We start from the raw sequence: 25,226 nt of genomic DNA on the forward strand, positions 1-25,226 counted from the left end.
AAAAACCCTGCTGCCCGAAGACAGCAGGGTTTTTCATGAGCGTTTTTCCATCAGAAGGGACGGAACCAGCCCCTTCCCGCCCGCGCGGAACTACAGGCGCACCTTGACGATGATCTTGCGCACCGTCCCCTCGCCCACCATCGGAGCGTGTCCGTCCTCGGGGAAGAGCACCGTAAACTGGCCCGGACGAAGCGTATAGTAGGTCTGGGGCTCATCGTCGAAGAGCTGAATGTCCTTCTCCTTGTTGAACTCCGACTGCGGTTTGCAGAGATCCTTGCGCTCGCTCCAGCCGAACGATTCACACGTGCCGCTGACGAGCACCTGGATATCGATATACTCGTTGTGCACCTCGAGTTTGGCATCCTTCTTCAGTTTGAGCGGGCGCTCCTGGACGTTGACGTAGATATCCCGGCCGTCGAGCTCGTGAATACCGGGTTCCACCTTCGTCCAGTCGGTCGAGGCGATCAGTTCGAAGGCCTTCTTCATGCGCGGATGTACGCCGTAGTAGAGTGCGCTGTTTTTCAAAGAATCCAGAATCATAGTTTTCTATTTTTAGGGTTATCTTGCAATTCAGGGTTATCGGGCCCGCTCAGTCCTCCTCCGATTTCTTCATCCGCACCAGCACCGGATGGTGGTCCGAATAATCTACGGGAATGGTTTCGTAGGTGATCGGTTCCAGACCGCCGCACAGCACATAGTCGATGCGCAGCGTGTTGTAGAAGCCGCGGAACGTATGCGAATAGCCCGATCCGCAACTGCGGAAGGCGTCGCGCAGTCCGCGGGCCATCTTGCGGTAGACGTACGAAACGGGCGTATCGTTGAAATCACCGCAGACCAGGATCCGCGTGCGGGTGTCGTCGATCACGCGGGCGATGCTGTCGACCTGTGCGGCGCGCAGCACGCTGTTGTCACGCAGGCGGTCGACGATGCTGCGGATCTTCGTCTCGCGGGCCGTATCCGAGAGGAAGCGGTGCTCGGTGATGTAGCGGTTGTCCGAGGCATTGATGGCCGTCGAGCGGAGGTGGTTGTTGAAGACGCGCACCGTGTCCTCGCCCACCAGCAGGTCGACCCACACCGACGAGGCGGGAGTCAGCACCGTACCCGAGCGCAGGATCCGGAACTTGCTCAGCACCGCCAGCGGAGCCTCGTAGGCCGAATCGGGGGCCGACGTACGCCCGAAGCCGGCACTTTCGTAACGTTCATCCAGCAGCGCGAACTTCTCCGAACGCGCCGCCAGCCGGGCATTGAACTCCTGCAGGCAGATCACGTCGGGATCCTGTTCGTCGATCAGCCGCAGGATGTCGTCAACGCTGCTATGGCCGTTTTCGCCGTAGAAACTGCGGACGTTGTAGGTCATCACCTTGAAGGTTCCGCGGTCGAAATCCTCCGTCTGTTCGTACGTGCGCCGGATCTCGGGGCGCCAGAAGAGCGAGACCTTGAACAGACCGATCACAACGATCAGAATCATCACGCCGGCCCTCAGCCAGCGCCAGCGGATGATCCAGTAGAGCATCAGAATGACACCAGCCACATAGGTGATCGGTGCCGCGAGTCCCAGCACCGGAAAGAACCACACGCGGGCCGGATCGACATAGGGGACCAGATAGGTCAGCACCAGCGCCACGGCCACCACGGCCGAGAGCAGCGTCATCGCGCCATCCAACAGCCAGACGATCCAGCTGCGGCGTCGTTTTGCGGCCGGCCGCTCGCCGTAACCGCTGTAGTACTCGGAGGCCATCTTTCAGAAACGGATCATACCGCGGCGTTTCCACCACTGGAGCATCAGATATCCCCACAACATGCCGCCGACATGGGCGAAGTGGGCCACGTTGCCTACACCTCTCCATCCGAGGAAGAGCTCCAGGACGGCGTAGATGATTACGAACCATTTGGCCTTCATCGGGATGGGCGGGATGAGCAGCATGATCACGGCATTGGGATACATCACGCCGAAGGCCAGCAGCAGTCCCATCACGGCCCCCGACGCACCGACCAGAGCCATCGGCTGACCCATGGCCACGGTGATGGCGGCCTGAATCAGCGCCGCACCCACGCCGCAGACCATGTAGTAGATCAGGAAGCGTCGCGAACCCAGATCATACTCCAGCGTACGTCCGAACATCCACAGTGCGAACATGTTGAAAAAGACATGTTCGAAATTGGCGTGGAGGAACATGTAGGTGATGAACTGGTAGGTATGGAATTCATAGCCCAGCATCCGCGGGCCGATCTGAAGTGCTCCGTAATGGTTCAGGAAGCGGTAGGCCTCGGGGATGAGCGCCATCGCCAGGTAGATCAGAGCGTTGATGATAATCAGGTTCTTGACTACCGGTGGGGTCTGGAAATAACGGTTCATGAACGAATTCAAATTTTTGCAAATGTAACTTTTTTCCGCCGGATTATCCCAGTCGGGCCCGCAAATCTTCGGGGGTGATCTCGGTGATGAGGGCCTTGCCCGAGGGCGAGAAGCTGATGTTGCCCGTCCCGGCCAGACGGTCGAGCAACGCCTGCGCCTCCTCGCGCGAGAGGTTGCGCACGATGCTCTTCGATCCCGAGAGGGCCATGGCTGCGGCGATCTTCTCGCGGCGCACGTCGGCCAGCGACACGGGTGTGGCGAAGGCCTGCAGCAGGTCGAACAGCAGCTGATCGACCGAATCGGCAGGCATGTCGGCCGGCGTACCCTTCACCTCGACGGTACCGCCGCCGCGAAAGTCGATGTCGAAACCCAGGGCGGCCAGATCGACGGCATTCTCCTCCATAAGGCGGTACTCCTCCTGCGAAAGGACGAGCCGTTCGGGGAAGAGCAGCTGCTCGCTGACGGCCGAACCGTGGCCCAGCATGCGCAGATACTCCTCATAGAGGATCCGTTCGCGGGCCCGGCGTACGTCAACCACGACGAAACGGCCGCCGATCAACGCGGCAATGAACCCGCCCGGCAGCGGCATCGCATCCGAGAACTGCACGCCTTCCGCCAACTCCAGCTGCTGCTGGCGGGGTTCCGCCGACGAGGGGATGAACTCCAGCGAACTCTCTCCGAGGGAGGCTGCATCCGCCCCATCGCCGACCGGGGCTCCCGAAGCCACGATCTCGAAATCCGCGGCCGCCAGTCCATCCGGCGAGAGGAACTCGTCCGAGGGTTCCGGCTGAAAATCGCTCGACGATTCGAAATCGTCAAACTCGTCGGACTGGGCCGCAGCCAGCGCCCCGCCGCCCAGGAACGACGGAACACGTCCCGCACCCCCCGATATCGGTTTGGACGGGGCATCCGCCCCGTTGTAGGGGACGTCGAAGCCCGTAAAGTCGACCGTCGGTTCGGGAGCCGACGGATCGATATACTCCTCGCGGAAGGGGTTGTAATCCAGATTCGACATGGCGGCCGGTTCGCTGTAGACGGCCCCCTTCTGCAGCACGGGGATCTCCATCGACCGCTCGCGGTCGAAATCCATCATCGGCACGGCGCCCGTCTTGGCCAGCGTCTCGCGCACGGCGGCGTTGACGATCTGCCAGACGGCATCCTCGTCGGCAAAGCGGATCTCGGTCTTCTGCGGATGGACATTCACGTCGATACGCGCGGGGTCGATCGTCAGGAAGAGGAAATACGAGGGTTGGCAACTCTCCGGAATCAGCTTTTCATACCCCTTCAGGATGGCGCTTCCCAGATAGGTGCTCTTGAAGAAGCGGCCGTTGACGAAGAGATACTGCTCCGTATTGCGCTTCTTGGCCGCCGCAGGGCGTCCGATGAAGCCTTCGAGGCGGGCAATCGAGGTATCGGCCTCGACCTCCAGCAGATTCTGCTTGATGTGGCGTCCCACCACATCGACGATCCGCCCGGCCAGCGACGCCGGCTGCAGGTTGTAGACCGGAGCGTCGTTGGAGTAGAGTTCGAAGCTCACCTGCGGATAACAGAGCGCAATGCGCTGGAATTCGGCGCGGATCTGCGACGCCGACGTGGTACTCTTGTCCAGGAAACGCCGCCGGGCCGGTACGTTGTAGAAGAGGTTGCGCACGTAGAACTGCGACCCCACGGGGCACATCACCGCCGTCTGCGAGACGAACTGTCCGCCGTTGATTTCGGTCTGCGTACCCATCTCGTCGCCCTCCTGCCGCGTGCGGAGTTCGACCTGCGACACGGCGGCAATCGAGGCCAGCGCCTCGCCGCGGAATCCGAACGTATGCAGCGCATAGATATCCTCGACCTCCTTGATTTTGCTCGTGGCATGGCGGTCGAAGGCCATGCGCGCATCAATGGGCGACATGCCGCAGCCGTCGTCGACGATCTGAATGAGCTCCTTGCCGCCGTCGCGGAAATTGACCTTCACGGTCCGGGCCCCCGCATCGAGCGAGTTCTCCATCATCTCCTTGACCACCGACGAAGGCCGGTTGACCACCTCGCCCGCCGCAATCTGGTTGGCGACCACTTCGGGCAACAGTCTGATTTTGTCTGCCATTTACTCTCTCACGGATTACACGATTACTCCTCCGCCTGCTTCTCCGCCGTCTCGGCGGCCGGAGCCTCCGGCTTCTGATAGTCGTTCGGGACGACGACAATCGGCGCATAGGGGTTGAACTCCCCCTCGGCCTGAGCCGCCGGTACGGGCCGCGCCACGGGCCGCTGCATCTGCAGCATCCAGTTGACCAGCCGCGGATAGAGCAGATAGATGAACAGCAGCATCAGGGCCATCGCCCCGGCGATCTTGAAGATGCGCGTCCGGCCCCGATCCCCGGTTCCGGCATGGCGGGCCGCACGCGCCTCACGCTGCGTACGGATATACTGTCCCGGGCGGTATTCGCGGCCGGCATCCTCGGCGCGTTCGCCGCGCAACTCGGCGCGACGCTGTTCACGGGCCTCCTTTTCGGGGTCGTAATAGCGCGGAATATAGTTGAACTTGTTCGCGTGTTTCTTGAAGGGGGTAAAGCCTAACATGGTCGTCCTCTTTTTCGGTAAAGATACGAATATCTTTGCAAATTATTGCATGTTTTTTTCACAGATTCGGATCCCGGGCTCGCCGTGCAGGCGGATCCACAGGCACCGCAAACGGCCCGAATACCCGCACATCCGGGCCGGTCTCCCCACGAGCAGCCCGGAGCTTCGCCCATACGGCCCCGAACCTTCGGCACCAAGCAGCCCGGCTCTCACACAGACGAGCCTCAAAAAGAGCCGGGGAGGCGCCGCCGGCCCCGCATCCACAGTTCCTCCGTCACGAGAAAGCCCCTCCCGAGGGAGGGGTTTTCGTCCCGACGAGCATCCAAAGCGCCCTTCCGCCCGTCAGCGGAAGAAGCTCTTCATGCGTTCGAATATGTTCTGATTCCTGGTCGATTCGGCGCGCTGGAACGAGGGCTGGGCTGCCAGCTGCTCGACCAGCCGTTTCTCTTCGGCCGATAGTTTCGAGGGAATGGTGATGTCCACGACGATCAGTTCGTCGCCGCGGCCGTAGCCGTTCACCTCGGGCAGGCCCTTGCCGGCCAACCGCAGCACCTTGCCGGCGTGCGTACCCGGAGCGATCTTGATCTTGGCCCGTCCGTCGACGGTCGGGACCTCGACCGTGCCGCCCAGCAGCGCCGTGGTCACCGTGATGTTCAGGTTGTGGATCAGATCGTTGCCGTCGCGGACCAGTTCCGGATTGGGCTCCTCCTCGATCACGACCTGCAGGTCGCCGTTCACGCCGCCCTGGCGCGCGGCATTGCCCTTGCCCGTCACCGTGAGGACCATTCCCTCGCCCACTCCGGCCGGGATCTTGATCTCAACAATCTCCTGACCGCGCAGCGTGCCTTCGCCCTTGCACTTGTCGCAGGGCGAGGTGATCACCTTGCCCGTGCCGCCGCACGTCGGGCAGACACCCTGCGTCTGCATCCTTCCGAAGAAGGTGTTCTCCACGCGCGTGACGTAACCCGTACCGTTGCAGGCCGAGCAGGTCGAGTAGGAGTTGGCATCCCTGGCACCCGTACCGCCGCACTTGTCGCAGGCTATGGTCTTGTTGATCTTGAGCTTCTTGGTGACGCCCGAGGCGATCTCGGCCAGCGTCAGCTTGACCCGCACGCGGATATCCGAACCGCGGTTGACGCGCCGGCTGCCACCCGCCGACGACGAACGGAATCCGCCGCCGAAGTGGCCGCCGAAGATGTCGCCGAACTGCGAGAAGATATCCTCCATCGAGAAACCTCCGCCGCTGAATCCGCCGAAACCGCCGGCACCGCCGCCTGCCGCACCGTTCATTCCGGCATGGCCGAACTGATCGTAGCGGGCCCTCTTTTCGGGGTTCGACAGCACGTCATAGGCCTCGGCGGCCTCCTTGAACTTCTCTTCGGCCTCCTTGTCCCCGGGGTTCTTGTCCGGGTGATACTTGATGGCGGCCTTACGATAGGCCTTCTTTATCTCGTCGGCGTTGGCGTTCCGCGCCACACCGAGCACTTCATAGTAATCTCTTTTCTCTGCCATGGCATTATTCTCCTACGACAACTTTGGCAAAGCGAAGCACCTTGTCGCCCAGCAGGTAACCCGTCTGCACGACGTCGATGACCTTGCCCTTCATCTCCTCACCGGCCGCGAATTTGGCCACCGCCTCCGCGATGTCGGCATCGAACTCCTTATCCTTCAACTCCATCTCCGTAACGCCCCGTTGGCGCAGCGCCTCGGTGAACTTCTGCGAGATGAGCCGCACGCCCTGACGCAGCGCCTCCAGATCGTCGCTCTTCTCCATGGCCGCCATGGCGCGCTGCACGTCATCGCGCACCGGCAGCATGGCCAGCAGCACGTCGCGGCCGCCCGTCTGGACGAGCTCCATCTTCTCCTTGAGGGTCCGTTTGCGGTAGTTGTCGAATTCGGCCTGCAGCCGCAGGAACTTGTCCTTCCACTCGGCCACGGCAACCTCAATGGCCCGGGCCGCCTCGTCGGATGCCTCCTCGGCAGCGTCCAGTTCCGGATCGGAGTCCTTGGCCTTGGCCGCGTCTGCCATTTTGGCACTCTCCGCAGCGGCCGCGTCTGCCATTTTGGCATCCGAAGCCTCGTCGTGCGAAGGATTTCCAGCGTCCGGAGCGACTTTCTTGTCGCTCTTAACGTCTTCATTATAAACCTTTTGCTCTTTCATATCTCGTATTTTTTTCAGTTTCCGGATAATCTTTCGCACAAATTGCATACCAACGCTAACCGATGATGAAGATAGCCGGGCGTTTGTTCAATTCGGGCAGCGGGCCGCGGCGCCACTCCCCGACCGTGCGGGTTATGACCGACTCCGAAGGGGCCGTCAGATCAACGGCTACCGTCAGCCGCGTCTCCTGAGCGAGCGTCTGCAACAGCTCGCCGAACAGCTTCGCGTTGCGGTACGGCGCTTCGATGAAGAGCTGCGACTGCCCCTCCGCATGGGCCCGGCGCTCGAAGAAGCGGATGGCACGGCTTCGTTCGGCCGGCTTGACGGGCAGATAGCCGTTGAAGGCGAACGACTGCCCGTTCAACCCCGAGGCCATCACCGCGAGGAGGATCGACGAGGGACCCACGAGCGGCACCACGCGGATGCCGCGCCGGTGGCACGCCTCGACCACCAGCGCCCCGGGATCGGCCACGCCCGGCACCCCGGCTTCGGAGATCACCCCGGCCGAGCGTCCGGCGGCGATCGGCGCCACCAGCTCCTCGACCTCACGGCCGGCCACCGTATGTTCGTTCAGTTCGCGGAACTCCAGCCCGTCGATCGGCCGTGCGATGCCGGCCCGCGAGAGGAAACGCCGCGCCGTGCGCGTATTCTCGACGATGAAGTAGTCCAGCGCGTCCATCACCGCGCGGTTGGCCGCGGGCAGGATGTCCCACGGATCGGTCTGGTCCGAAATCGGACACGGAATCAGGTAGAGGGTTCCGGCAGTCATACGTTGCGTTGAAATGGGGGTTACTCCTTGAGGTAGATGCGTTTGACCCGGCCCGAGACCGAGGTCATGATTTCGTAGGGGATCGTATCCAGCACGCGGGCCATCGTCTCGAGATCGTTGCCTGCGGCGGCCGAGAAGACGACGGCCTCGTCGCCCTCCTCCACCCCGGGGATCTCCGTGATGTCGATCATGCAGCTGTCCATGCAGACCCGCCCGACGATCGGAGCCGGCTGCCCGGCCACGAGCATCGACCAGCGTCCACACCCCAGGTGACGATCCAGGCCGTCGGCATAACCGATCGGAACGGTGGCCGTAACCGTCGGACGCGTCAGCCGTCCGGCCCGCCCGTAACCGACCGTATCGCCCGCCTCAAGGTGTTTGATCTGCACGATGCGGGTCTTCAGCGTCGAGACGGGACGCAGCGCGGCGTTGTGCTGCCACCCGAAGCCGTAGAGCCCCAGTCCCAGGCGGCACATGTCGAACTGCGCCTCGGGGAAACGCTCGATGGCCGCCGAGTTGGCCGTATGACGGATGACAGGATAGGGCAGCGCCTCGATCAACGCCGTGCTCATGCGGTCGAAGCGCTCGATCTGCGCCCGGGTGTAGGTATCCTCCTCGGGCATGTCGGCGCAATTGAGGTGCGAGAAGATCGTGGCCACCTTGACCTCCGACATCCCCTGCAGCCGTTCGCACAGCGCCGGGATCTCCTCCTCCATGAAGCCCAGCCGGTGCATCCCCGTGTCGAGCTTCAGGTGGATCGGATAGCGGAGCTCGCCGGCGTGCGTCACGGCATCGGCAAAGTCACGCAGCGAGTGAAAGCTGTAGATTTCGGGTTCGAGGCGGTTGGCGATCATCAGGTCGAAGCTGTCGGCGTCGGCATTCAGCACCACGATCGGCATCGAGATGCCCCGCTCGCGCAGCAGCACCCCTTCGTCGGCAAAGGCCACGGCCAGATAGTCGACCCCCTGGTGCTGCAACATCTGCGCCACCTCGAAGTCGCCCGTGCCGTACGATCCGGCCTTGACCATGGCCACGAGTTTCGTCCGGAAATCGAGTTTCGAGCGGAAATAGTTGAGATTATGGATCATGGCGTCGAGGTCGACCTCCAATACCGTCGTATGGCTCTTGAGCGAGAGCGCGTGGGCCAGCTTCTCGAAGCGGAAGTCGCGGGCCCCCTTGAGCAGCACGGCGCGGCCGGCCACCGCTTCGCGGCCGAGGCGTGCGATGCACTCGTCGGTCGAGGCGTAGAAGAGCTTCGCGCAGTCGAAGAGCGAGGCATAGCGCTTCAGCCTGGGACCGATGCCGACCAGCGTGTCGATGCCCGCCCGCGAGACCATGCCGGCCACGCGGCTGTAGAGTTCGTCGTCCGAAAGGCCGCTCTGCGCGATGTCCGACAGCACGAGGGTCGTCGGCCGCGTGAGGGCCACGCTGTGGAGGTAGTCCAGCGCCAGGGCCAGCGAATTGAGATCGAGGTTGTAGGCGTCGTTGATCAGCACCGAGTCGTTGATGCCGTCCTTCACCTCGAGGCGCATGGCCACCTCCGGGGCGCTGGAGAACGACGGTGCCGGAAAGCCCATCGCCGTGCAAAAGGCCTCGACGATCTGGGCGTTGCGACGCGAAGCCTCGTTGCCGATCACCGCCTCGGGAACCTGCGGCGCCGAGGCCGCATCGTAGAGCCGGCGGTCGGCGAAATGCGTGGCAATGAGATGCCCCAGCGGTTCGTAGTAACTGTGGTAGACGATGACCCGGGCGCGGTGGGCCAGCACCATCTTTTCGAGACACTTCTGTTCGAAATTGAGGAAATTCTCCTGGTGGGCGTCGCCGATCGAGGTGAAAACCACCACGTCGGGACGGATGATGCGCTCCAGGCGCTCCATCTCGCCGGGCTGCGAAATGCCCGCCTCGATCAGCGCCAGCTGCTCGTCGCCCTCGATCATCAGCACCGACAGCGGCACGCCCAGCTGCGAATTGTAGCTCTTCGGCGAGCGGTAGCACTTCATGCCCGCGGGCAGCTCCTCGGCGATCCACTCCTTGATAACCGTCTTGCCGTTCGAGCCGGTGATCCCGACGACCGTTCCCTTGAAATGGGCGCGGTGGTAGGCGGCCAGGCTCTGCAGCGCCGCGATGGCATTCTTGACCACCACGTACCCGGCCCCGGGCAGCTCCTCGACGGCGTGTTCGACCAGAAACGAGCGCACGCCGCGGCCATACATCTGAGCAACGTAATCGTGCGAGTCGTGATTGGCACCGCACATGGCGACGAAAATCGGGTTGCAACCCAGTTCGCACGAAAGCGAACGGCTGTCCGTGACGACCGACTGCACCTCGTGGTCTTCGCCCGAGAAGCGGCCGCCGACGACGGCAGCGATCTGCGAAAGTTTGTAATTCATAAAATACCGATTGTTAGCGGCATCGGCCTTTCCGGTGCTGACAGTTCGCTTCGCCGGACGCTCCGTGACGGAGGGCTCACAGCCCCGGGTCGGTCCGGCGCCTGCGCAAGCGGGTCGGGGCTCGGCGTCCCGGCGTTGCAAAGGTAGCCAATTTTGTCGGAAATGCAAGGTTGCGCCTCTCCTTTCGACACAACGAAGCGGGCTGCGGAATTCGCTCCGCAGCCCGCCCGAAATCCGGTCCGGACCTCCTCTCAGCGTCGCGACCTGCGGGCCACAAAGAGGGCCAGGATGAACGACAGGGCCGAGGCGGCGATCCAGAAGACCGCGGCCGTGGAGAAGTCGTAGCGCGTCACGCCGTCGACAACCTCCCTGCCCGAGTCGATGAGCCAGCCGCTGATGATGTCCTGCAGACCGGCGCCGACGTAACTGGCCATGCCGACGATTCCGAGGGCGGCACCCGTGGCCTCGCGCGGCACGATGTCGATGGCCATCAGCCCTCCGAGGAAGCAGATCAGCACGCCGATGGCCATGCCGAAAAACACCATCGAGAGCAGATTGACGAACATTCCGTTGCCCGAGTAGAGGAACAGCGCCAGGGCCAGCGTGTTCAGCACGCCGAAGCCGAAGGCCAGCACATTCCGCCGCCCGTGGAAGAGACGGTCGGAGAGCCACCCCGAGAAGACCGTTCCGAGGATGCCCAGCAGGGCGTTGACCGAGATGACCTGCGTGGCCGCAGCCAGCGAATAGCCCTTGGCTTCCTGCAGGAAGAGCACGCCCCAGCCGTTGATGGCGTAGCGGCTCACGTACATGAAGGCGCTCGAGAGGGCCAGCACCCAGACCAGCGGATTGCGGATTGCCGAACGCTGCAGTTCGCTGGTCGAGGCGTGGTGATGGCTCTCTTCGGCCGTCTCCTCGCCGGTCAGCACGCCGATCGGGGGCAGCCCCTTCGATTCGGGCGTGTCGTGGAGCAGGCAGACGATGATCACCACGCCGATGACGCCGGCCAGGGACGATCCGACGAATCCCCACTGCCAGCCGCAGATCCCCACGACGGCCCCCACGAAGAGGAACGAGAGGAATTCGCCGAGGTTGTGGCTGGCCGAGAAGAAGCCGTAGAAGGTGCCGCGGATCGAGAGCGGATACCAGCGCGAGAGGGCAATGATGGCCGGAGGGGCCCCCATCGACTGGGCCCAGCCGTTCAGGCCCCACATCACGGCGAAGACCACGAAGAGGGTCATGTTGCCCACCATGCCGCCGCCGTTGGCCAGTCCCAGCAGCCCGACCAGCAGATTGGCCACGGCCGAGACGCAGAGTCCGGCGGCCATGAAGCGTTTGATGTTGCTGTGGTCGGCCAGGAAGCCGTTGACGAACTTGCCGATGGCGTAGGCGAAGAGCAGCGCCGAACCGATCAGACCCAATTGCGAGGCATCGAGCGCCCCGCTCTCGAGGATCGGCTGCTTGACCACGTTCAGACTCGTGCGGCAGACGTAGTAGAGACTGTAACCCACCGTTCCGGCGATGAAACTCTGCAGCCGCAGCTTGCGGTAGAGCCGCATGCGGGCCTCGTCGTCGCCGGCAAAGGGCGCCGACGGCTCGCTTTTGCGGAAATAGGATAAAATGGACATGTTGTTTCAGGTAGTTTCGGTCAGTCGTGTTCGCAAGGTCCGGCAGAGAGGCGCCGGTCGGCACCCCTCCGTCAGACCGTCTGATTTACGGGCGGCGCCCCCTGGCGCTCAGATAGTCGATCAGCAGCTGCGGGCGATCGGTCTGGATGATCGAGGCCCCCATGTCGAGCAGCGCGCCGTAGACGGCATCCTCTTCGCCGCTGAAAGCCCGGTCATCGTCCAGCCCGCCGCAGAGCGACGGCCACAGCGAATTGACCCACAGACGCGACCCCCCGGCCACGATCCGGTGCATGCAGGAGTCCACCGCAGGGGTAAACTCGTCCCAGCAAACCTCGTAGGCCAGCGGCTGGACCGTCTGCCGACGATAGGACTCGAAGAGTTCTCGGCCCCCGGGTTTGAGGATATCGATGATCGGCATGTACATCATGTTGTGCGGATACTCGGCGAACTTCGCGGCCACGACTTCGGCCGGGCGTTTGCCCTTGATCAGCAGCTGGTCCGTCACCCCGAGCTCCTCGGCTATGGCCAGCGCCAGATCGTAGTATTCATACCCCTGGTCGATGTTGACCACGATGCGGTCCTTGCAGACGGCGAGCGCCTCGCGCAGGGTCGGCATCCGCCACGAGGTCTTCACGTTGTGACCGGTCCGCAGCACACAGCGCTGAATGGAGTCGTAGGTGATGTCGCAGACCCGGCCCTTGCCGCTGGTCGTGCGGTCGATCGTGTGGTCGTGGCACAGCACCAGCACGCTGTCCCGCGTGAGTTTGAGGTCCAGCTCCATGATGTCGACCCCCATTCTGATCACCGACTCGATGGCCGGGATCGAATTCTCGGGCCAGTTGCGCCAGTCGCCGCGATGCGAGGCCACCAGTACGTATTTCGAGGTCGGGTCGTGGAGTTCGGCCAAAATCCGGTCGACGTGGCTGCCTGCCGGCTCCGGCTGCGGGGCGCACGCACCGAGCCACAGCAGCGCGCCCAATCCAAATAACAAACGTTTCATGTTGACAAAGATACGAAAAACAGGCGGAAAAGCCCTCCTTTCGGAACGCTTTTCCGCCGATACATACTATTTCAGAACGGGATAGGTATCCGAAGCCACCCACTCGCGCAGGCTCACCACGGGTTTGGTCGGGAGCGTGCCGTCGGGCAGCTGGTCATAGAGTTCGGCTCCGGTGTTGAGCGCCTCGACCAGCGATGCGCACTCCTTGCCGGACGAAGGCACCGTCACGGCCCCGGACTTCATCTCGTCGAGGCTCAGCAGCGCACCGACACTCTCGGCCCAGACCGAACCGTCCTTCTTCGAGTCGTTGCCCACGATCCAGTCGGCATTCTTCTGTCCCGACGGGCAGGCCTCGTTGCCGTAGACATTCCAGACGTTGCCCTTCTTGTTGTAGCCCACCGACGAGGCGTAGGAGTCGTTCTGCGTAACGTCGGCCAGTGTCGCATAGCAGTTGATGACGAAGCTGTCGTCGCTGACGATGCCGACGATACCGCCCAGGTTGTTGTTGTTCGAGGCGATGCGTTCGATCCAGCTGTAGCAGTTGATCACGTAGTTGCCCACGCCGTCCGAGCCCTTGGAGATCTGGCCGGCGATACCGCCCAGATTCTCGCCCTTGGCTCCGGAGTTCAGATCGACGGCCTCGATCGAACCGCCGCGATTGCCGCAGTTGACGATCACGCCCTGATTCTGGCCAGCGATGCCGCCCAGAACGGAGGCCACCCCCGTGCCGACAATCCGGCCCCGGAAGGTGACGCCGTCGATCACGCCGCGGTTCGTGCCGACCACGCCGCCGGCCGTCTTGAAGGCCGTCGAGAGCGAGAGATCCTCCACGTTGAGATCGTGGATCCGGCCGTCACTGGCGCCGAACAGACCGAAGGAGGAGCCCGAAGCGGTCATCGTCACGTTGCGGATCGTGTGTCCGCGGCCGTCGAACTCACCCTGGAAATAGATCGTCGAGGCCGCATAGGAGATCGGGAGGAGACTCTGTCCCTTGAAGTCGATATCGGCCGTCAGGGCATAGAAGTGGGTCGTCAGATAGGTGGCGTCGGCCTCCGCGCCGTTGATCGACTCGGCCACGGCGTTCCAGTCGGCCGTGGAGTTGATCTGCCAGGGGTCGGACTCCGTACCGGCACCCTCGATCTGAGGAGCCTCCGGGGCATCGTAGTCGAAGTCGACCTGGATGGTCACCGGGCAGTGGTCCGAGGGGTAGATGCCGCCGTAGACCGAGTTGTCGACCCGGTAGCTCTTCAGAGCGAGCGGACCGCGCGTGTAGATGTAGTCGATGCGGGCCGTCGAGACCGAGAGGTCGGTCGAGGTCTTGTGACCGTTGAAGGTCCCCACCGGACCGCTCACGAAGCGGGCGTCGACCGTCTGATAGGCGTCGTTCCAGTGGGTGCGGAAGGTTGCCGAGGCGGCATCGTCCGGCGTGGCGTTCATGTCGCCCACCAGCACCGAGGGCATGCCCGGTTTGTTGTACATCTGTTCACGCTCGACGATCAGCTTGGCGGCCTCCGAGCGGGCCATGTCGGCCAGCGGCAGGTGGGTCACCGTCAGCAGGAACTGCTTCCCGTAGCGTTTGTCGGTCACCACGGCACAGCAGGCGATGCGGTGGTAGCCCAGCTCGTCCCAGCCGTAGCTCATCTCGTCGGGCGTCTCCGAGAGCCAGTAGTAGTGCTGGTCACTGAGCGTGAAGCGGTCCGGGTCGTAGGCGATGCCGAGAGCCTCACCGCTCTTGCCGTCCTGCGAATCGCGTCCGACGAACCACCACTCGTAGTTGCCGCCCTTGGCGGCCACCAGCTTCGGCAGCTCGGACTGAATCGTGGCGTTGGCCTCCTGGAATCCGAAGATGTCCCAGTCGTTGTTGACGATCGACTGCGCCAGCACATCGCGGCGGTTCGTCCAAAGGTAGTCACCCGTACCCTTGTTCGAGATCCAGAGGTTGTAGGTTCCCAGCCGCACGGTCTGCTCCGTCACGTCGGGCTGGGCGGGCGTCGTATTCTCCTCGTAATAGTCGTGGTTGAGCACCGTGGGGAAATCCTCGGCGCAACCCGCCGTCAGGCAGAACGTCGCGCACAGAGGAAGAATCAGGTATTTTTTCATATCGGTTTGTTTTTCGGTTGTTACTTCTGGTAGTTGATGTGGCGGGCGTTGCGGCCGTACTGCGACCAGGCCGAATCGGCTGCGGAGTTCACGCCCGGCAGTGCCACGGCGTAGACCTTGAGCTTGCCGGCGGTGGTATCCTTGCCCAGCACATAGGCGTAGCCCCACTCGGCGATCGAAACCGAACCCTCGAAGCTGTCGGCAATCTGCTCATTGCAGACCACCTCACCCTCGGCCGAGAGAACCACGTAATGACCGCTGAGCGTGACGACATGCACCTGACCGAGGTTGTCGACGGCCGGGATACTGCGGCTCTGCGCATCGAGCGTATAGGACCAGCGCGTAGCGCCATTCGTCGTATTGAGGGCATAGACCACCGAAGGCGTCACGGCATCGGCCACGATGTAAAGGGTCTGACCGTCGGCGCTCAGCGAGGCTCCCGTCTGTTCGAAACCGCCGTCGAGAGCCGCGCTCCACTTGGGCGTCTTGGCCGAGGAGGCCGTCAGATTCGTACAGTCGAAAGCGGCCAGATTCCACGTGCCTCCGCTACCCTCCTTGATCTTGCCGGGCAGATAGACGCAGTTGTCGGCGCCGACACAGGGCTGGCAGCGACCGGCCGAAAGCGTCTTGCTCGGAGCAAAGGTGTTGGAGGTCGGAACCGGCGACCAGACGAACTGATCATCGGGAACCATGATTCCGTAACCGTATTCGGACGTATTGGTAAAGACCACAACACCGTTCTTCAGGATGACGGTTCCCGATGTGGCGCCGCCGTTTGCAGGCGTTGCGTGGGCGGTATTCTGTCCCGAAGCCTTGTCGAAACCGCGGATGGCGCCGTTCGTACCACGGCTGCCGACCACCATCAGACTCGGAGTGATGCAGGGGGTCGAGTAGGCGATGCGGGCTCCCGAAGCATAGGCCGTCTGGTTCTTCCAGCGCACCGTACCCGTCGCGCCGTCGAAGGCGTAGACCGTCGGAACGGGATCCGTGCCGTAGGCGTGAGCCGCCCAGTAGAGCGTACCGTCGCTGTCCACCGAGGCATAGGCGATCTCCTGGGTCAGCGATACCTGGTCCTGCGCCGCGGCGTCATACTCCCAGGCCACGTCGCCGTTGGCATCGAGAGCCACGAGCTTGCCGTCGCCCGTCACGGCGTAGATGTAGCCCAGATCGCTCACCGTCACGACATTGGCCGTGCAGAGCGCCTCGGCCGAAGCCACCGCCGTACTCCACAGCAGGGTGAAGTCCGCAACGTCGCCCGAACGGACGTTGACCGACTTGGTGACGCTGCTTTCGCCGCCGCGGTCGTCGGTCACCGTCAGCGTCACGCGGAACATGCCCGCCGAGGTGAAGGTGTACGAGGGGCTTTCGGCCGTGGAGGTCGAACCGTCGGGAAGCGTCCACTTGCGGGAGACGATCTGGCCGTCCGAGTCGGTCGAACGGTCGGTGAAGGTCACCTCGTCGCCCACGTTGACCATCATCGGGGCATAGGCAAAGTCGGCCGTCGGCAGCACGTTGTCGGCCAGTACCTTGATGATCTTCTTCACCGTGGCGCGGTTGCCGTCGGCGCCCCAGGCCGTCAGGGTGACGGTATACTCGCCGGCCGTCTTGTAGACCACCGGATCGGGCTGGGCCTCTTCGCTCCAGTTGCCCTCGCCGGCGAATCCGAAGTGCCAGAAATAGTCGGTCACGGTGGTACCCTCGACCGTGGTGGTATTGGTAAAGGTCACCGGGGTGATTCCGGCCACGATTTCACCCTCGGGGAGGGTGAAATCGGTGTTGATGACCGAGTCATATACGGTATTCATGTCGTCGTTGCTCTCCGAGCAGGCACCCGGCGCCAGGAGCGACACGACGCTCAACAGGAAAATGATTCGTTTCATGATCTTGGTTTTGTCGTTTTAAGGTTTAGCGTTTGCCCCTGCCGCGCAGGTATTCGTCCATTTGGGCAGGATAGTCGCACTGGATCATCCGCACACCGGCCGTCACGAAGCTCTCCATGAGCGTCGTATTGCCGTTGTGGAAGTTTTCGCCGTCGGCGTCGAGCAGGTTCGTCACCGACAGCGCCCGGGCGTTGATCGCCGCAATCCACGACGGGGTGACATACCCGGTCGAGGTCTGCACCATCCAGGTGTTTTCGTAGGCGGTCATCAGCGTCAGCGCCGACTCCTTGTTGGCGTGCGGGGCGAGGATTCCGGGCACCTCCTGCTGCGAGAGCCAGTCGGCGCGGTCGGTATTGTCCGAGATGTAGAACTGCACGCGGTCGAGGCATCCGCAGCGGCGCACCACGTCGTAGACCTTCTCGATGTTCACGTCGCTCTCCATGCACTTGTCGAGGTTGAACCACACCTTGCCGCGGAACTCCAGCAGGACCTCCTCCAGCGTGGGGATCTTCTCCCCGGAGACCTTTCCGTCGGAGGTTTTCAGACGGAACTGCCCGAGCTCCTCGAGCGTATAGTCGGCCACCATGCCCTTGCCCGAATAGTAGCTGTTATAGTCGGTGAAGCGGCTCAGGTAATTGTCGTGCAGACAGATGACCTCGCCGTCGCGGGTGATCTGAACGTCGGTTTCGATAAAGTCCACACACCCCGACTCGACACAGGCCCGGAAGGCAGCCATCGAGTTGGGCGGCAGGTTGTAGCCGTTCTGCGTGTTGCCGCGGTGGGCCATGATCCACATCTTCGAGCGGTCGAAGTTGCGGCACGCCCAGCTCAGCGACAGCCCCTCGACCTCGACCTCGTGCTGCAGCGACTCGCTGCGGCCGTCGCCGTAGGTGATCGAGGCCCGGACGGTGAAGTTCCCGTCGCGTTGGAAGGCGTGCGTGAGGATCTCCGAGGCCGAGGCGGTCGACTGCGGATCGCTGTCGTCGCCGAAGTCCCAGTCGACACGCTCGACACCGGCCAGATGGTTGAGCGAGAAGCTCACCTCCTCCATGCGGGCCGGGAAGTCGTTGCTGACGACCATTCCAGCCTCGGTGTTATTCACCGTCAGCGACTTCGAGAGTTCGGTCATCGGACCCGAGAGATGGGTCACGGCCGCCTTCACGACATACTCTCCGGCCTTGGCATAGGCGTGTTCGACCGGTGTGGAGACTCCGCCCGAGGCGGTTTTCCCGTCGCCGAACATCCACAGCACGCTGCGGACATTCGCCACGTCGCCCCCGAGCGAGAAACTCACCGTCTGTTCGACAGCCGGCGCTTCGGGCGTCCAGCAGATCTCCAGCTCCGAGGTCTTTTCGGGCGCAGCGGCATCCTCATCCCCGCTTCCACACGCCGGGAGGATCAAACCCGCCATCCCGGCCACCAGCCACAGTCCCAGTTTCAGCAATTTCATTTTTCCGTGTTTTAGTCGACGTTGTAACCCGGATTCTGATAGAGCCCGTCGGGATTAAGCACCCGCTCGTTGTAGGGAATGGGCAGCAGCAGATCCTTGACTGAAAAGTTGGAATTGATGGCGTTGTAGTGCTCGATGAGCTCCTGGTTCGTGTACATGCGGCGCACATCCTGCCAGCGCAGGCCCTCCTGCATGAACTCGAAGAGGCGTTCGTCGTAGATTCCCTGCCGCAGGTCGCTGCCCGACCAGTCGCCCAGACCGGCGCGCTTGCGCACCATGTTCAGATAGGTCTTGGCCTGCTCGGCCTGATCCTGCCAGTAATAGGCCTCGGCCAGCATCAGCGCCACGTCGGCATAACGCAGCACGATCCAGTTGTTGCCGCCGTAACCGTTGGCGCCGCACTCCAGATCGGCATACTTCATCGTGTGGTAATAGGTCACGCCGGCTACGGTCGTCGACCGCAGGTAGTTGCGACGCACGTCCTTCTCGTCGAACGAAGCGTAGACCTCCGGCGTGGTCATGTTGTGCATCTGACCGATCTTGTAGGAGGTGATGCCCGTGGTACTGGGTCCGAACTGATAGTTCCAGATCGAGCCCAGATCGGCGTTGCCCTGCACGAAGTTGACCTGGAAGAGGCTTTCGGGGCAGGATTTCTGCGTCGAGAGGTCCCAGAGCTGGTTGTAGGGGATGTCGGCCAGCTCGCTGAAGGGGCGCATGCCCCAGACCTGCCCCAGCTTGTCGATGGCCGTGGTGAGGAACTGCGACTTCTCGGAAGCCAGATCCTCGTCGCAGGCGCACTGCAGCGCCACCTTGCCGTAGAGGGCCATTGCGGCGGCCTTGCTGGCACGACCGCATTCGGCAGCCGGCTGGAAATCGGTCAGCGGACTCTGCAGCACATAGTCCAGATCGTCGAAGATGGCCTGGTAGACCTCGCGTTTGGGACGGCGGTAGTTGTTGGCCTCGACCTCGTCCTTGGTCTCCAGACGCTTGAGCACCAGGGGCACATCACCCCACTCGGTGACCAGATGGAAGTAGGTCAGCGCCCGGATGAAGCGGGCCTCGGCCTCGTACGTATTGCGGGCCTCGGGCGTCGAGTAGCTCACGTCGTCGAGGTGGGCCAGCAGCGTATTGGCGCGCGAGATGCTCTTGAAGAGTTGCGTGTAGCGGTTGTAGACATACTGGTTCTCCTCGGTGAGGGTGTAGTTGTAAAACTGGTAGGGAATACCGCTGCTCGCACCGCTGTCGGTCACCACGGTGACGTGTGCGCGCACGTCGGTGAAGTAGTAGTTGTACGGATAGTAATAGCTCTGCGTAAGCGACTGGTAGACACCGTTGAGCGAGGTCTGAATATCGGCTTCCGAGGTATAGAAGTTGCCGGCCGTGGTGGCATTGGGGTCGTATTCGTCGAGGAAGCTGCACGAGGCCAATGCGGCCGAAGCGGCCAACAGGGCAAATATCTGTTTGATTTTCATGGTCATCCTGGGATTAGAAGGTAAGATTCAGTCCGATCGAGTAGATGCGCGAAAGCGGGTAGCAGCCCCAGTCAAAGCCCGGCATCAGGTTGCTGGTCTTGTAGGAGACCTCGGGGTTGTAGCCGCGATAGGGCGTAATGGTGAAGAGGTTGTCGCCGCTGAAGTAGATGCGGGCCGACGAGATGCGCAGCTTGTTCATCCAGCGCGAAGGCAGCGTATAGCCGAGCGTGATGTTGGCGCAGCGCAGGAACGAGGCATCCTCGACGTAGTAGGACGAGAGCTTGAGCGACGTGTTGGGCGTCGAGATACGCGAAGCGATGGGGACGTTGTTGCGTCCGGGCTGCTCGTCCGAGATGTAGCGGTCGGCCACGATGGCGTACTGGTTGCCCGAACCCTCCATGTTGTAGAGGTAGTAGTCCTGGAAGTTGATCACCTCGCCGCCGTACGAGTAGACGAAGCTGGCGCTGAAGTCGAGTCCCTTCCACGAGAGGTTGGTCGAGAAGCCGCCCGTGAAGTCGGGATAGGCGTCGCCGATGATGGTCTTGTCGTCGGTGGTGATCATGCCGTCGCCGTTGACATCCTCCCAGATGGCGTTGCCGTACGACAGGGCGTCGAGCGAATAGGAGGAGACGGCCGGGCCCTTGAGCTGGTAGCCCTCGGGGAACTTGTTGCCGTTCTGGAGATAGACCTCGCGGTCGAGCAGCGCATTGGCGTAATCGGCCTTCGACATGATGCCGATGGCGTTGTAGCCATAGAACGAACCGATCGGATAACCCTCCTTGGTGATGTGCGAACCGACGGAGCGCTCCGTGGTGGAGATGATGTCGTCCAGACCGCCCATGCTGACCACCTTGTTGCGGTTGACCGAGATGTTGGTGCTGACGTTCCACTTGACCTTGCCGGTCAGCAGACGGGCGTCGAGCTGCAGGTCGAAACCGCGGTTGCGGATCTTGGCCGAGGTGAGGTTGGTCTTCGTCGAGGTGGCACCCGAGATCGAGGAGATGGGATAGTCGTAGAGGATATCCGACGAGAAGGAGTTGTAGTAGTTACCGATGATGTTCAGGCGGCCGTCGAAGAATCCGAGGTCGAGACCGATGTTGGTCTGCGTGGTGGTCTCCCAGCCCAGGGCGGCATCGGCGAACGAACCTTCGTAGGTGGTCGACACGGGTGTTGAACCGAAGGCGTAGCTGCCCGTCGAGATCGAGGCGATGCTGGCGTAGTTGCCTATGTCGTTGTTACCGCTCTTACCCCAGCTGGCGCGCACGCGGATCGTGGCGATGTGGTCGAGGGCATCCTTCAGGAAGGGCTCGTTCGAGAGGGTCCATCCGGCCGATACCGAGGGGAAGTAGCCCCAGCGGCTGTCGACGCCGAAGCGCGACGAACCGTCGGCACGGAACGAGGCGGTGAAGGTGTAGCGGTCGTCGAAGGCGTAGTTCACACGTGCCAGGAACGACATCATCGACCAACCGGCCTTGCGCGTATCGTAGAGTTTGATGTCGGTGGCCTCGGCGCCGTGGGCCGTCACCTCGTGGATGCGGTCGTCGGCAAATCCCGTGGCCTCGACACCCAGGCGGTCGTAGGTCTTCTTCTGGAGCGTGTAGCCGGCCAGGGCGTCGAAGTGGTGACGGCCGAGCTCCTTTTTGTAGCTGAGCATGAACTCGCCCAGGCGGTCGACGTCATAGGTCGAGGTGGTGCGGGCGATGTTGTAGGGCTTCAGGGCGTCGCTGTAGGCCACGGCCGAGTCGCGTCCGAGGCTCATCGGACGATAGTAGAAGTAGCGGTAGGTGTACCACTGCTGCCCGAGGCGTGCCGAGAGCTTCAGATCGGGGATGAACTCGTAGACCAGATTGACGTTCAGGTTGTGACGCGACATCTTCTCCTGAATGTCGAGTTCGTGGGCGATGGCCAGCGGGTTTTCGGGGAAGTTGATGCCCCAGTCGTTCTTCATGGCGATCATGGCGCTGCGTGCGTAGTCACCCGACTCGTCGTAGACGGGAAGGTTGGGCAGGTACATCAGCGCACTCTGGATCACGCCGTCGTTGATCATGCGGCCCTCGGCCTGCACCACGCGGTTCCTGGCGTCGTACATCGAGTAGCTCAGGCTCACCGAGAAGCGTTTCGAGATCTGCGCATCGAGATTCAACCGGGCGTTGATGCGGTTATGGTTCGAGGGGGCGATGATACCGTCCTGATCCATGTAACCGACGCTGGCCATGTAGCGGATGGCCTTCGTGCCGCCCGTGACGGAGATGTTGTGGCGCATGATGCCGGCATTGGAGAAGAGGGCATCCTGCCAGTCGGTGTCGTACTGCGGCGTGACGGGCGTACGGGTCGTGAAGTCGTAGAACATCTCGGGGATGCCGACCTCGGCCAGCGAGAAGCCCTTACCGGCACGGACCGTATTGTCGTCATAGGGGCTCCACGAAACGCCGGCGGCCGTAGCGCGCAGCCGGTAGGAGTTGTTGCGGGCGTCGATCAGCAGATCGCGGAACTGCGTGGCGTTCAACAGATCGACCTTGTGATCGAGCTGCTGGATACCGTACGAGAAGTCGTAGCTGACGCGGGCAGCCTGCCCCTCCTTGCCGCGCTTGGTGGTGATGAGCACCACGCCCGAGGCACCGCGCGAACCGTAGATGGCGGCCGAAGCGGCATCCTTCAGGATATCGATCGATTCGATGTCGTTGGGGTTGATGAAGACATCCTCCGAGGCGGGATATCCGTCGATGACGTAGAGCGGGTCGCTGCTGGCCGACAGGGAGTTGACACCGCGCACGCGGATGGACACGCCGTCGCCCGGGGCGCCGCTGGTCTGGTGGACCTCGACGCCGGCGACCTTGCCGACGAGCGACTGTCCGACGGTGGGCGCCGTCACGGAGAGTTCACTGGCCTTGACGCTGGCGATCGAACCCGTGAAGTCACTCTTGCGCATGGGGGTGTAGCCCACGACGACCACTTCGGAGATCTGTTTGTTGTCCTCCTGGAGCGTGACGTCGATGACCGTACGCGAGCCGACCGTCTCCTCCTTCGTATCGAAACCGAGGAAGGCGAACGAAAGGGTCTGACCGGGGCGGGCCGAGATCGAATACTCGCCCGAGAGGCCGGTGACGGTACCCACGGAGGTCTCCTTGACGATGACACTGGCTCCGACGACCGGATCGCCCGCGACGGTGGTTACGCGTCCGGTGATAACGCCGCGCTGCGATTCCCGGTTTTCCGCAGCGGCTGCCGGGCGCGCCACCCGCGAAAGGAGCACGCGGTTACCCTCGATGCGGGCCTCGAGATGCTGAGGGCCGAGCACGCGGTTGACAATCGAGACGATCTCTTCGGATTCGGCCCTGACGCTGACGAGGGCCGTCAGATCGATGTCCGCATTGTTGTAGGCGAAGGTGTAGTTGCTGCGGGTTTCGATTGCGGAGAGAAACTCCTTGACCGTCACATTCCGCAGATTGATCGAGATGACGCGGGTCTGGGCCGCGGCCGTAAAGACCATACCCAGCGCCAGCATCAGCGACACGAGAAATTTCGGGACACGGGGCATACGCCCGAACGGATTGGGTCCTTCATGTTTCATAGGTAAACAGGTTTAAGTTTGGTTTGGTGGATAAGTTTCAGCATCGGGACCGCGGCCCCGTCAAAAAGGAAGGGTTCAGTTGTCTGGTTTCATGGGTCAAAAGGCGTTCATTTACGGATGGAAATATGGTGCTTGTCAATTTGCAGACAGTGATAGTGAGTCAGATTTTCGATGATGCGGAGCGTCTCATCGAGGGTTTCGGGGCGCAGCGTGAACGAGATCCGCACCGACGGGTCGACATCCGATTCGATGCGGATACGGATATTGTACCAGTGTTCGAGGTTGACGGCAATCTCCCCGAGGGTCATGTTGTCGAAGACGATCGAATCGCCGGTCCAGCTGCAATAGTTGTCGGCCACGACGTTGCGGACGGTCATCAGTCCGGTCGAGGCATCGAACGTACAGTTCTGGTCGGGGACCAGCCGGATGCGCTCCTGCGAATGGAGGTGTTCGACCTCGACGCTACCCGACTGCAGGGTGACCTCTTCGATCCCGAAGTCGTCGATATGGCTGGCCATGAAGCGCGTACCGAGCACGCGGACCTGCAGTTCGCCCATCGTCACCTCGAAGGGTGCGAGCGTATCGCGCTTCACGTCGAAGAAGGCCTCGCCGTCGAGGCGGACTCTGCGGTGGCCGTTTTCGGCGAAATCGGCCCGGTAGGCCAGGCGTGAATCGGCATTGAGCCAGACGGTCGAACCGTCGGGCAGCGTAAAGCGTCCCTTGCTGTTTTCGGCCGTCACGAGCCACGTGGTGGAGTCGGCGGCCAGGTGCTTCACGACGAAGAACTCAACGCCCATCAGCAGCACGACCACAGCGGCGGCCACGGCGGCAGCCCGTCGCGAGAGAGTGATCAGCCGCGCCTTCGGAGCCACGTGCATTTCGCGATGCAGCCGCCCGAGTTTGCGCCGATAGCTCCGCTCGTCGACGGCAAAGACCTCGGCGGGGTCGAGCCGGTCCCACTCCTCGCGCAGAACCGACTCCTTCTCCCGGGCATGCTCCTTGTCCAGGATCCAGGAGCGGAAGTGCTCCTGCACCCGGTCGGGCATCGGATGGAAGAGATAGGTGTGGATAATTTTTCGAACCAGATTCATGTTTCCACGGCATTTACATCCATAAGACGGGCAACAAGGGGGCAACCCCAGTCGGAAAATCAATTTTTTTCAACACGATGCCCACACCCCAAAATCATTCACCCCGGAATTCTGAAATCCGGGGCGAAAATAGCGTAAAAGCCAACAACAGGGATTCTGCGGACAAAATGTCACAGAAATGTCATCTCGGCGGGCAAAGGCTCCGCGAGAGGCAATCAACAGAAAAAGGCGATGATTCCGATGATTTTTTTCAATTCGGAGAGAGCCGTATGAATATGGTATTCAACGGTTTTGGTCGATATGCCGAGTTCCCGGGCGATCTCCTGGTGGGAGCGTTTCTCGTAGCGGCTCATACGGAAGACGCGCTGCCGCTGTTCGGGCATCTGCTCGACGGCCATTTCGATGATCAGCAACAGATCCTCCGAAGCGATCCGGGCGGCGAGATCTTCCGAGACCAGCTCCCCGACCGAGGGATAACTGCGCTCGTAACGGATTCGAACATGCCTGTGCTCGAAGCGGTCGAAGACGGCATTGCGGGTCATGCGGAAGAGGTAGCCGCGCAGGGATTTCACATGGCTCATACCGGTGCGGTTCTCCCAGATTTTCAGAAAGATGTCATGGGCGACATCCTCGGCTTCCGAGCGATTTTTCAGCAAACAGAAAGCAAAGGCCTCCACATGCGGAGCATACCGCAGATAGAGTTCGTCGAAGGCTCCGCAGTCGTTCTCGTCGAGTCCCTGCAGGAGGCGTTCATCGGTCTGTTCTTTCCAGTTCATTTCGAGATTAGGGATCG

The 25,226-nt window shown here is 62.2% G+C and carries 18 protein-coding genes; all 18 read right to left on the bottom strand.

Features of this window, described 5'->3' with window-relative positions:
* Positions 1–90 precede the first annotated feature (90 nt).
* On the bottom strand, positions 91–540 hold the full coding sequence (locus B5G09_RS08035) for a YhcH/YjgK/YiaL family protein (protein ID WP_087404786.1): 450 nt from the start codon (positions 538–540) through the stop codon (positions 91–93).
* Positions 541–589: 49 nt separating this feature from the next.
* The gene (locus B5G09_RS08040; RefSeq protein ID WP_087404787.1) at positions 590–1,738 is read right to left on the bottom strand and encodes an endonuclease/exonuclease/phosphatase family protein; all 1,149 of its coding nucleotides are present in this window, start codon (positions 1,736–1,738) and stop codon (positions 590–592) included.
* 3 nt (positions 1,739–1,741) lie between these two features.
* Positions 1,742–2,356, bottom strand: a complete 615-nt coding sequence (locus B5G09_RS08045) for a rhomboid family intramembrane serine protease (protein ID WP_087311007.1) — start codon at positions 2,354–2,356, stop codon at positions 1,742–1,744.
* A gap of 43 nt (positions 2,357–2,399) precedes the next feature.
* Positions 2,400–4,448, bottom strand: a complete 2,049-nt coding sequence (gene mutL / locus B5G09_RS08050; RefSeq protein WP_087404788.1) for a DNA mismatch repair endonuclease MutL — start codon at positions 4,446–4,448, stop codon at positions 2,400–2,402.
* 23 nt (positions 4,449–4,471) lie between these two features.
* On the bottom strand, positions 4,472–4,924 hold the full coding sequence (locus tag B5G09_RS08055; RefSeq protein ID WP_087404789.1) for a hypothetical protein: 453 nt from the start codon (positions 4,922–4,924) through the stop codon (positions 4,472–4,474).
* Positions 4,925–5,266: 342 nt separating this feature from the next.
* Positions 5,267–6,436, bottom strand: a complete 1,170-nt coding sequence (dnaJ, locus tag B5G09_RS08060; protein ID WP_087311004.1) for a molecular chaperone DnaJ — start codon at positions 6,434–6,436, stop codon at positions 5,267–5,269.
* 4 nt (positions 6,437–6,440) lie between these two features.
* A complete protein-coding gene (locus tag B5G09_RS08065) occupies positions 6,441–7,085 on the bottom strand; it encodes a nucleotide exchange factor GrpE (protein WP_087404790.1) in 645 nt (214 codons plus the stop codon).
* Positions 7,086–7,140: 55 nt separating this feature from the next.
* Entirely contained in the window at positions 7,141–7,854 is a 714-nt protein-coding gene (locus tag B5G09_RS08070; RefSeq protein ID WP_087404791.1) for an SAM-dependent methyltransferase, read from the bottom strand.
* Between the two features lie 20 nt (positions 7,855–7,874).
* Entirely contained in the window at positions 7,875–10,244 is a 2,370-nt protein-coding gene (gene alr / locus B5G09_RS08075) for an alanine racemase (RefSeq protein WP_087404792.1), read from the bottom strand.
* A 251-nt stretch (positions 10,245–10,495) separates the two neighbouring features.
* Positions 10,496–11,869 (bottom strand): MFS transporter, encoded by a 1,374-nt coding sequence (locus B5G09_RS08080; RefSeq protein ID WP_087404793.1) that lies wholly within the window; start codon positions 11,867–11,869, stop codon positions 10,496–10,498.
* Between the two features lie 85 nt (positions 11,870–11,954).
* The gene (locus tag B5G09_RS08085; protein ID WP_087404794.1) at positions 11,955–12,869 is read right to left on the bottom strand and encodes a glycerophosphodiester phosphodiesterase family protein; all 915 of its coding nucleotides are present in this window, start codon (positions 12,867–12,869) and stop codon (positions 11,955–11,957) included.
* Positions 12,870–12,935: 66 nt separating this feature from the next.
* On the bottom strand, positions 12,936–14,969 hold the full coding sequence (locus B5G09_RS08090; protein ID WP_087404795.1) for an endonuclease/exonuclease/phosphatase family protein: 2,034 nt from the start codon (positions 14,967–14,969) through the stop codon (positions 12,936–12,938).
* Positions 14,970–14,989: 20 nt separating this feature from the next.
* Positions 14,990–16,849 carry a PKD domain-containing protein gene (locus tag B5G09_RS08095; RefSeq protein WP_087404796.1) on the bottom strand — a complete coding sequence of 620 codons (1,860 nt, stop codon included), beginning with the start codon at positions 16,847–16,849 and terminating at the stop codon, positions 14,990–14,992.
* A 25-nt stretch (positions 16,850–16,874) separates the two neighbouring features.
* On the bottom strand, positions 16,875–18,299 hold the full coding sequence (locus B5G09_RS08100; protein ID WP_087404797.1) for a glycerophosphodiester phosphodiesterase family protein: 1,425 nt from the start codon (positions 18,297–18,299) through the stop codon (positions 16,875–16,877).
* Positions 18,300–18,310: 11 nt separating this feature from the next.
* The gene (locus tag B5G09_RS08105) at positions 18,311–19,771 is read right to left on the bottom strand and encodes a RagB/SusD family nutrient uptake outer membrane protein (RefSeq protein ID WP_087311025.1); all 1,461 of its coding nucleotides are present in this window, start codon (positions 19,769–19,771) and stop codon (positions 18,311–18,313) included.
* Positions 19,772–19,784: 13 nt separating this feature from the next.
* Entirely contained in the window at positions 19,785–23,342 is a 3,558-nt protein-coding gene (locus tag B5G09_RS08110; RefSeq protein WP_206384430.1) for a TonB-dependent receptor, read from the bottom strand.
* A 107-nt stretch (positions 23,343–23,449) separates the two neighbouring features.
* Positions 23,450–24,433, bottom strand: a complete 984-nt coding sequence (locus tag B5G09_RS08115; RefSeq protein ID WP_206384431.1) for a FecR domain-containing protein — start codon at positions 24,431–24,433, stop codon at positions 23,450–23,452.
* A gap of 215 nt (positions 24,434–24,648) precedes the next feature.
* The gene (locus B5G09_RS08120; RefSeq protein ID WP_087404798.1) at positions 24,649–25,209 is read right to left on the bottom strand and encodes an RNA polymerase sigma-70 factor; all 561 of its coding nucleotides are present in this window, start codon (positions 25,207–25,209) and stop codon (positions 24,649–24,651) included.
* Between the last annotated feature and the right edge of the window lie 17 nt (positions 25,210–25,226).

This window comes from Alistipes sp. An54, from assembly GCF_002159375.1.
Taxonomy (GTDB): domain Bacteria; phylum Bacteroidota; class Bacteroidia; order Bacteroidales; family Rikenellaceae; genus Alistipes; species Alistipes megaguti.

Bases quoted from the DNA above. Each gene is read 5' to 3' on its own strand.
- B5G09_RS08035 (WP_087404786.1), bottom strand. From the start codon at position 540: ATGATTCTGGATTCTTTGAAAAACAGCGCACTCTACTACGGCGTACAT.
- B5G09_RS08040 (WP_087404787.1), bottom strand. From the start codon at position 1,738: ATGGCCTCCGAGTACTACAGCGGTTACGGCGAGCGGCCGGCCGCAAAA.
- B5G09_RS08045 (WP_087311007.1), bottom strand. From the start codon at position 2,356: ATGAACCGTTATTTCCAGACCCCACCGGTAGTCAAGAACCTGATTATC.
- mutL (WP_087404788.1), bottom strand. From the start codon at position 4,448: ATGGCAGACAAAATCAGACTGTTGCCCGAAGTGGTCGCCAACCAGATT.
- B5G09_RS08055 (WP_087404789.1), bottom strand. From the start codon at position 4,924: ATGTTAGGCTTTACCCCCTTCAAGAAACACGCGAACAAGTTCAACTAT.
- dnaJ (WP_087311004.1), bottom strand. From the start codon at position 6,436: ATGGCAGAGAAAAGAGATTACTATGAAGTGCTCGGTGTGGCGCGGAAC.
- B5G09_RS08065 (WP_087404790.1), bottom strand. From the start codon at position 7,085: ATGAAAGAGCAAAAGGTTTATAATGAAGACGTTAAGAGCGACAAGAAA.
- B5G09_RS08070 (WP_087404791.1), bottom strand. From the start codon at position 7,854: ATGACTGCCGGAACCCTCTACCTGATTCCGTGTCCGATTTCGGACCAG.
- alr (WP_087404792.1), bottom strand. From the start codon at position 10,244: ATGAATTACAAACTTTCGCAGATCGCTGCCGTCGTCGGCGGCCGCTTC.
- B5G09_RS08080 (WP_087404793.1), bottom strand. From the start codon at position 11,869: ATGTCCATTTTATCCTATTTCCGCAAAAGCGAGCCGTCGGCGCCCTTT.
- B5G09_RS08085 (WP_087404794.1), bottom strand. From the start codon at position 12,869: ATGAAACGTTTGTTATTTGGATTGGGCGCGCTGCTGTGGCTCGGTGCG.
- B5G09_RS08090 (WP_087404795.1), bottom strand. From the start codon at position 14,969: ATGAAAAAATACCTGATTCTTCCTCTGTGCGCGACGTTCTGCCTGACG.
- B5G09_RS08095 (WP_087404796.1), bottom strand. From the start codon at position 16,849: ATGAAACGAATCATTTTCCTGTTGAGCGTCGTGTCGCTCCTGGCGCCG.
- B5G09_RS08100 (WP_087404797.1), bottom strand. From the start codon at position 18,299: ATGAAATTGCTGAAACTGGGACTGTGGCTGGTGGCCGGGATGGCGGGT.
- B5G09_RS08105 (WP_087311025.1), bottom strand. From the start codon at position 19,771: ATGAAAATCAAACAGATATTTGCCCTGTTGGCCGCTTCGGCCGCATTG.
- B5G09_RS08110 (WP_206384430.1), bottom strand. From the start codon at position 23,342: ATGAAACATGAAGGACCCAATCCGTTCGGGCGTATGCCCCGTGTCCCG.
- B5G09_RS08115 (WP_206384431.1), bottom strand. From the start codon at position 24,433: ATGAATCTGGTTCGAAAAATTATCCACACCTATCTCTTCCATCCGATG.
- B5G09_RS08120 (WP_087404798.1), bottom strand. From the start codon at position 25,209: ATGAACTGGAAAGAACAGACCGATGAACGCCTCCTGCAGGGACTCGAC.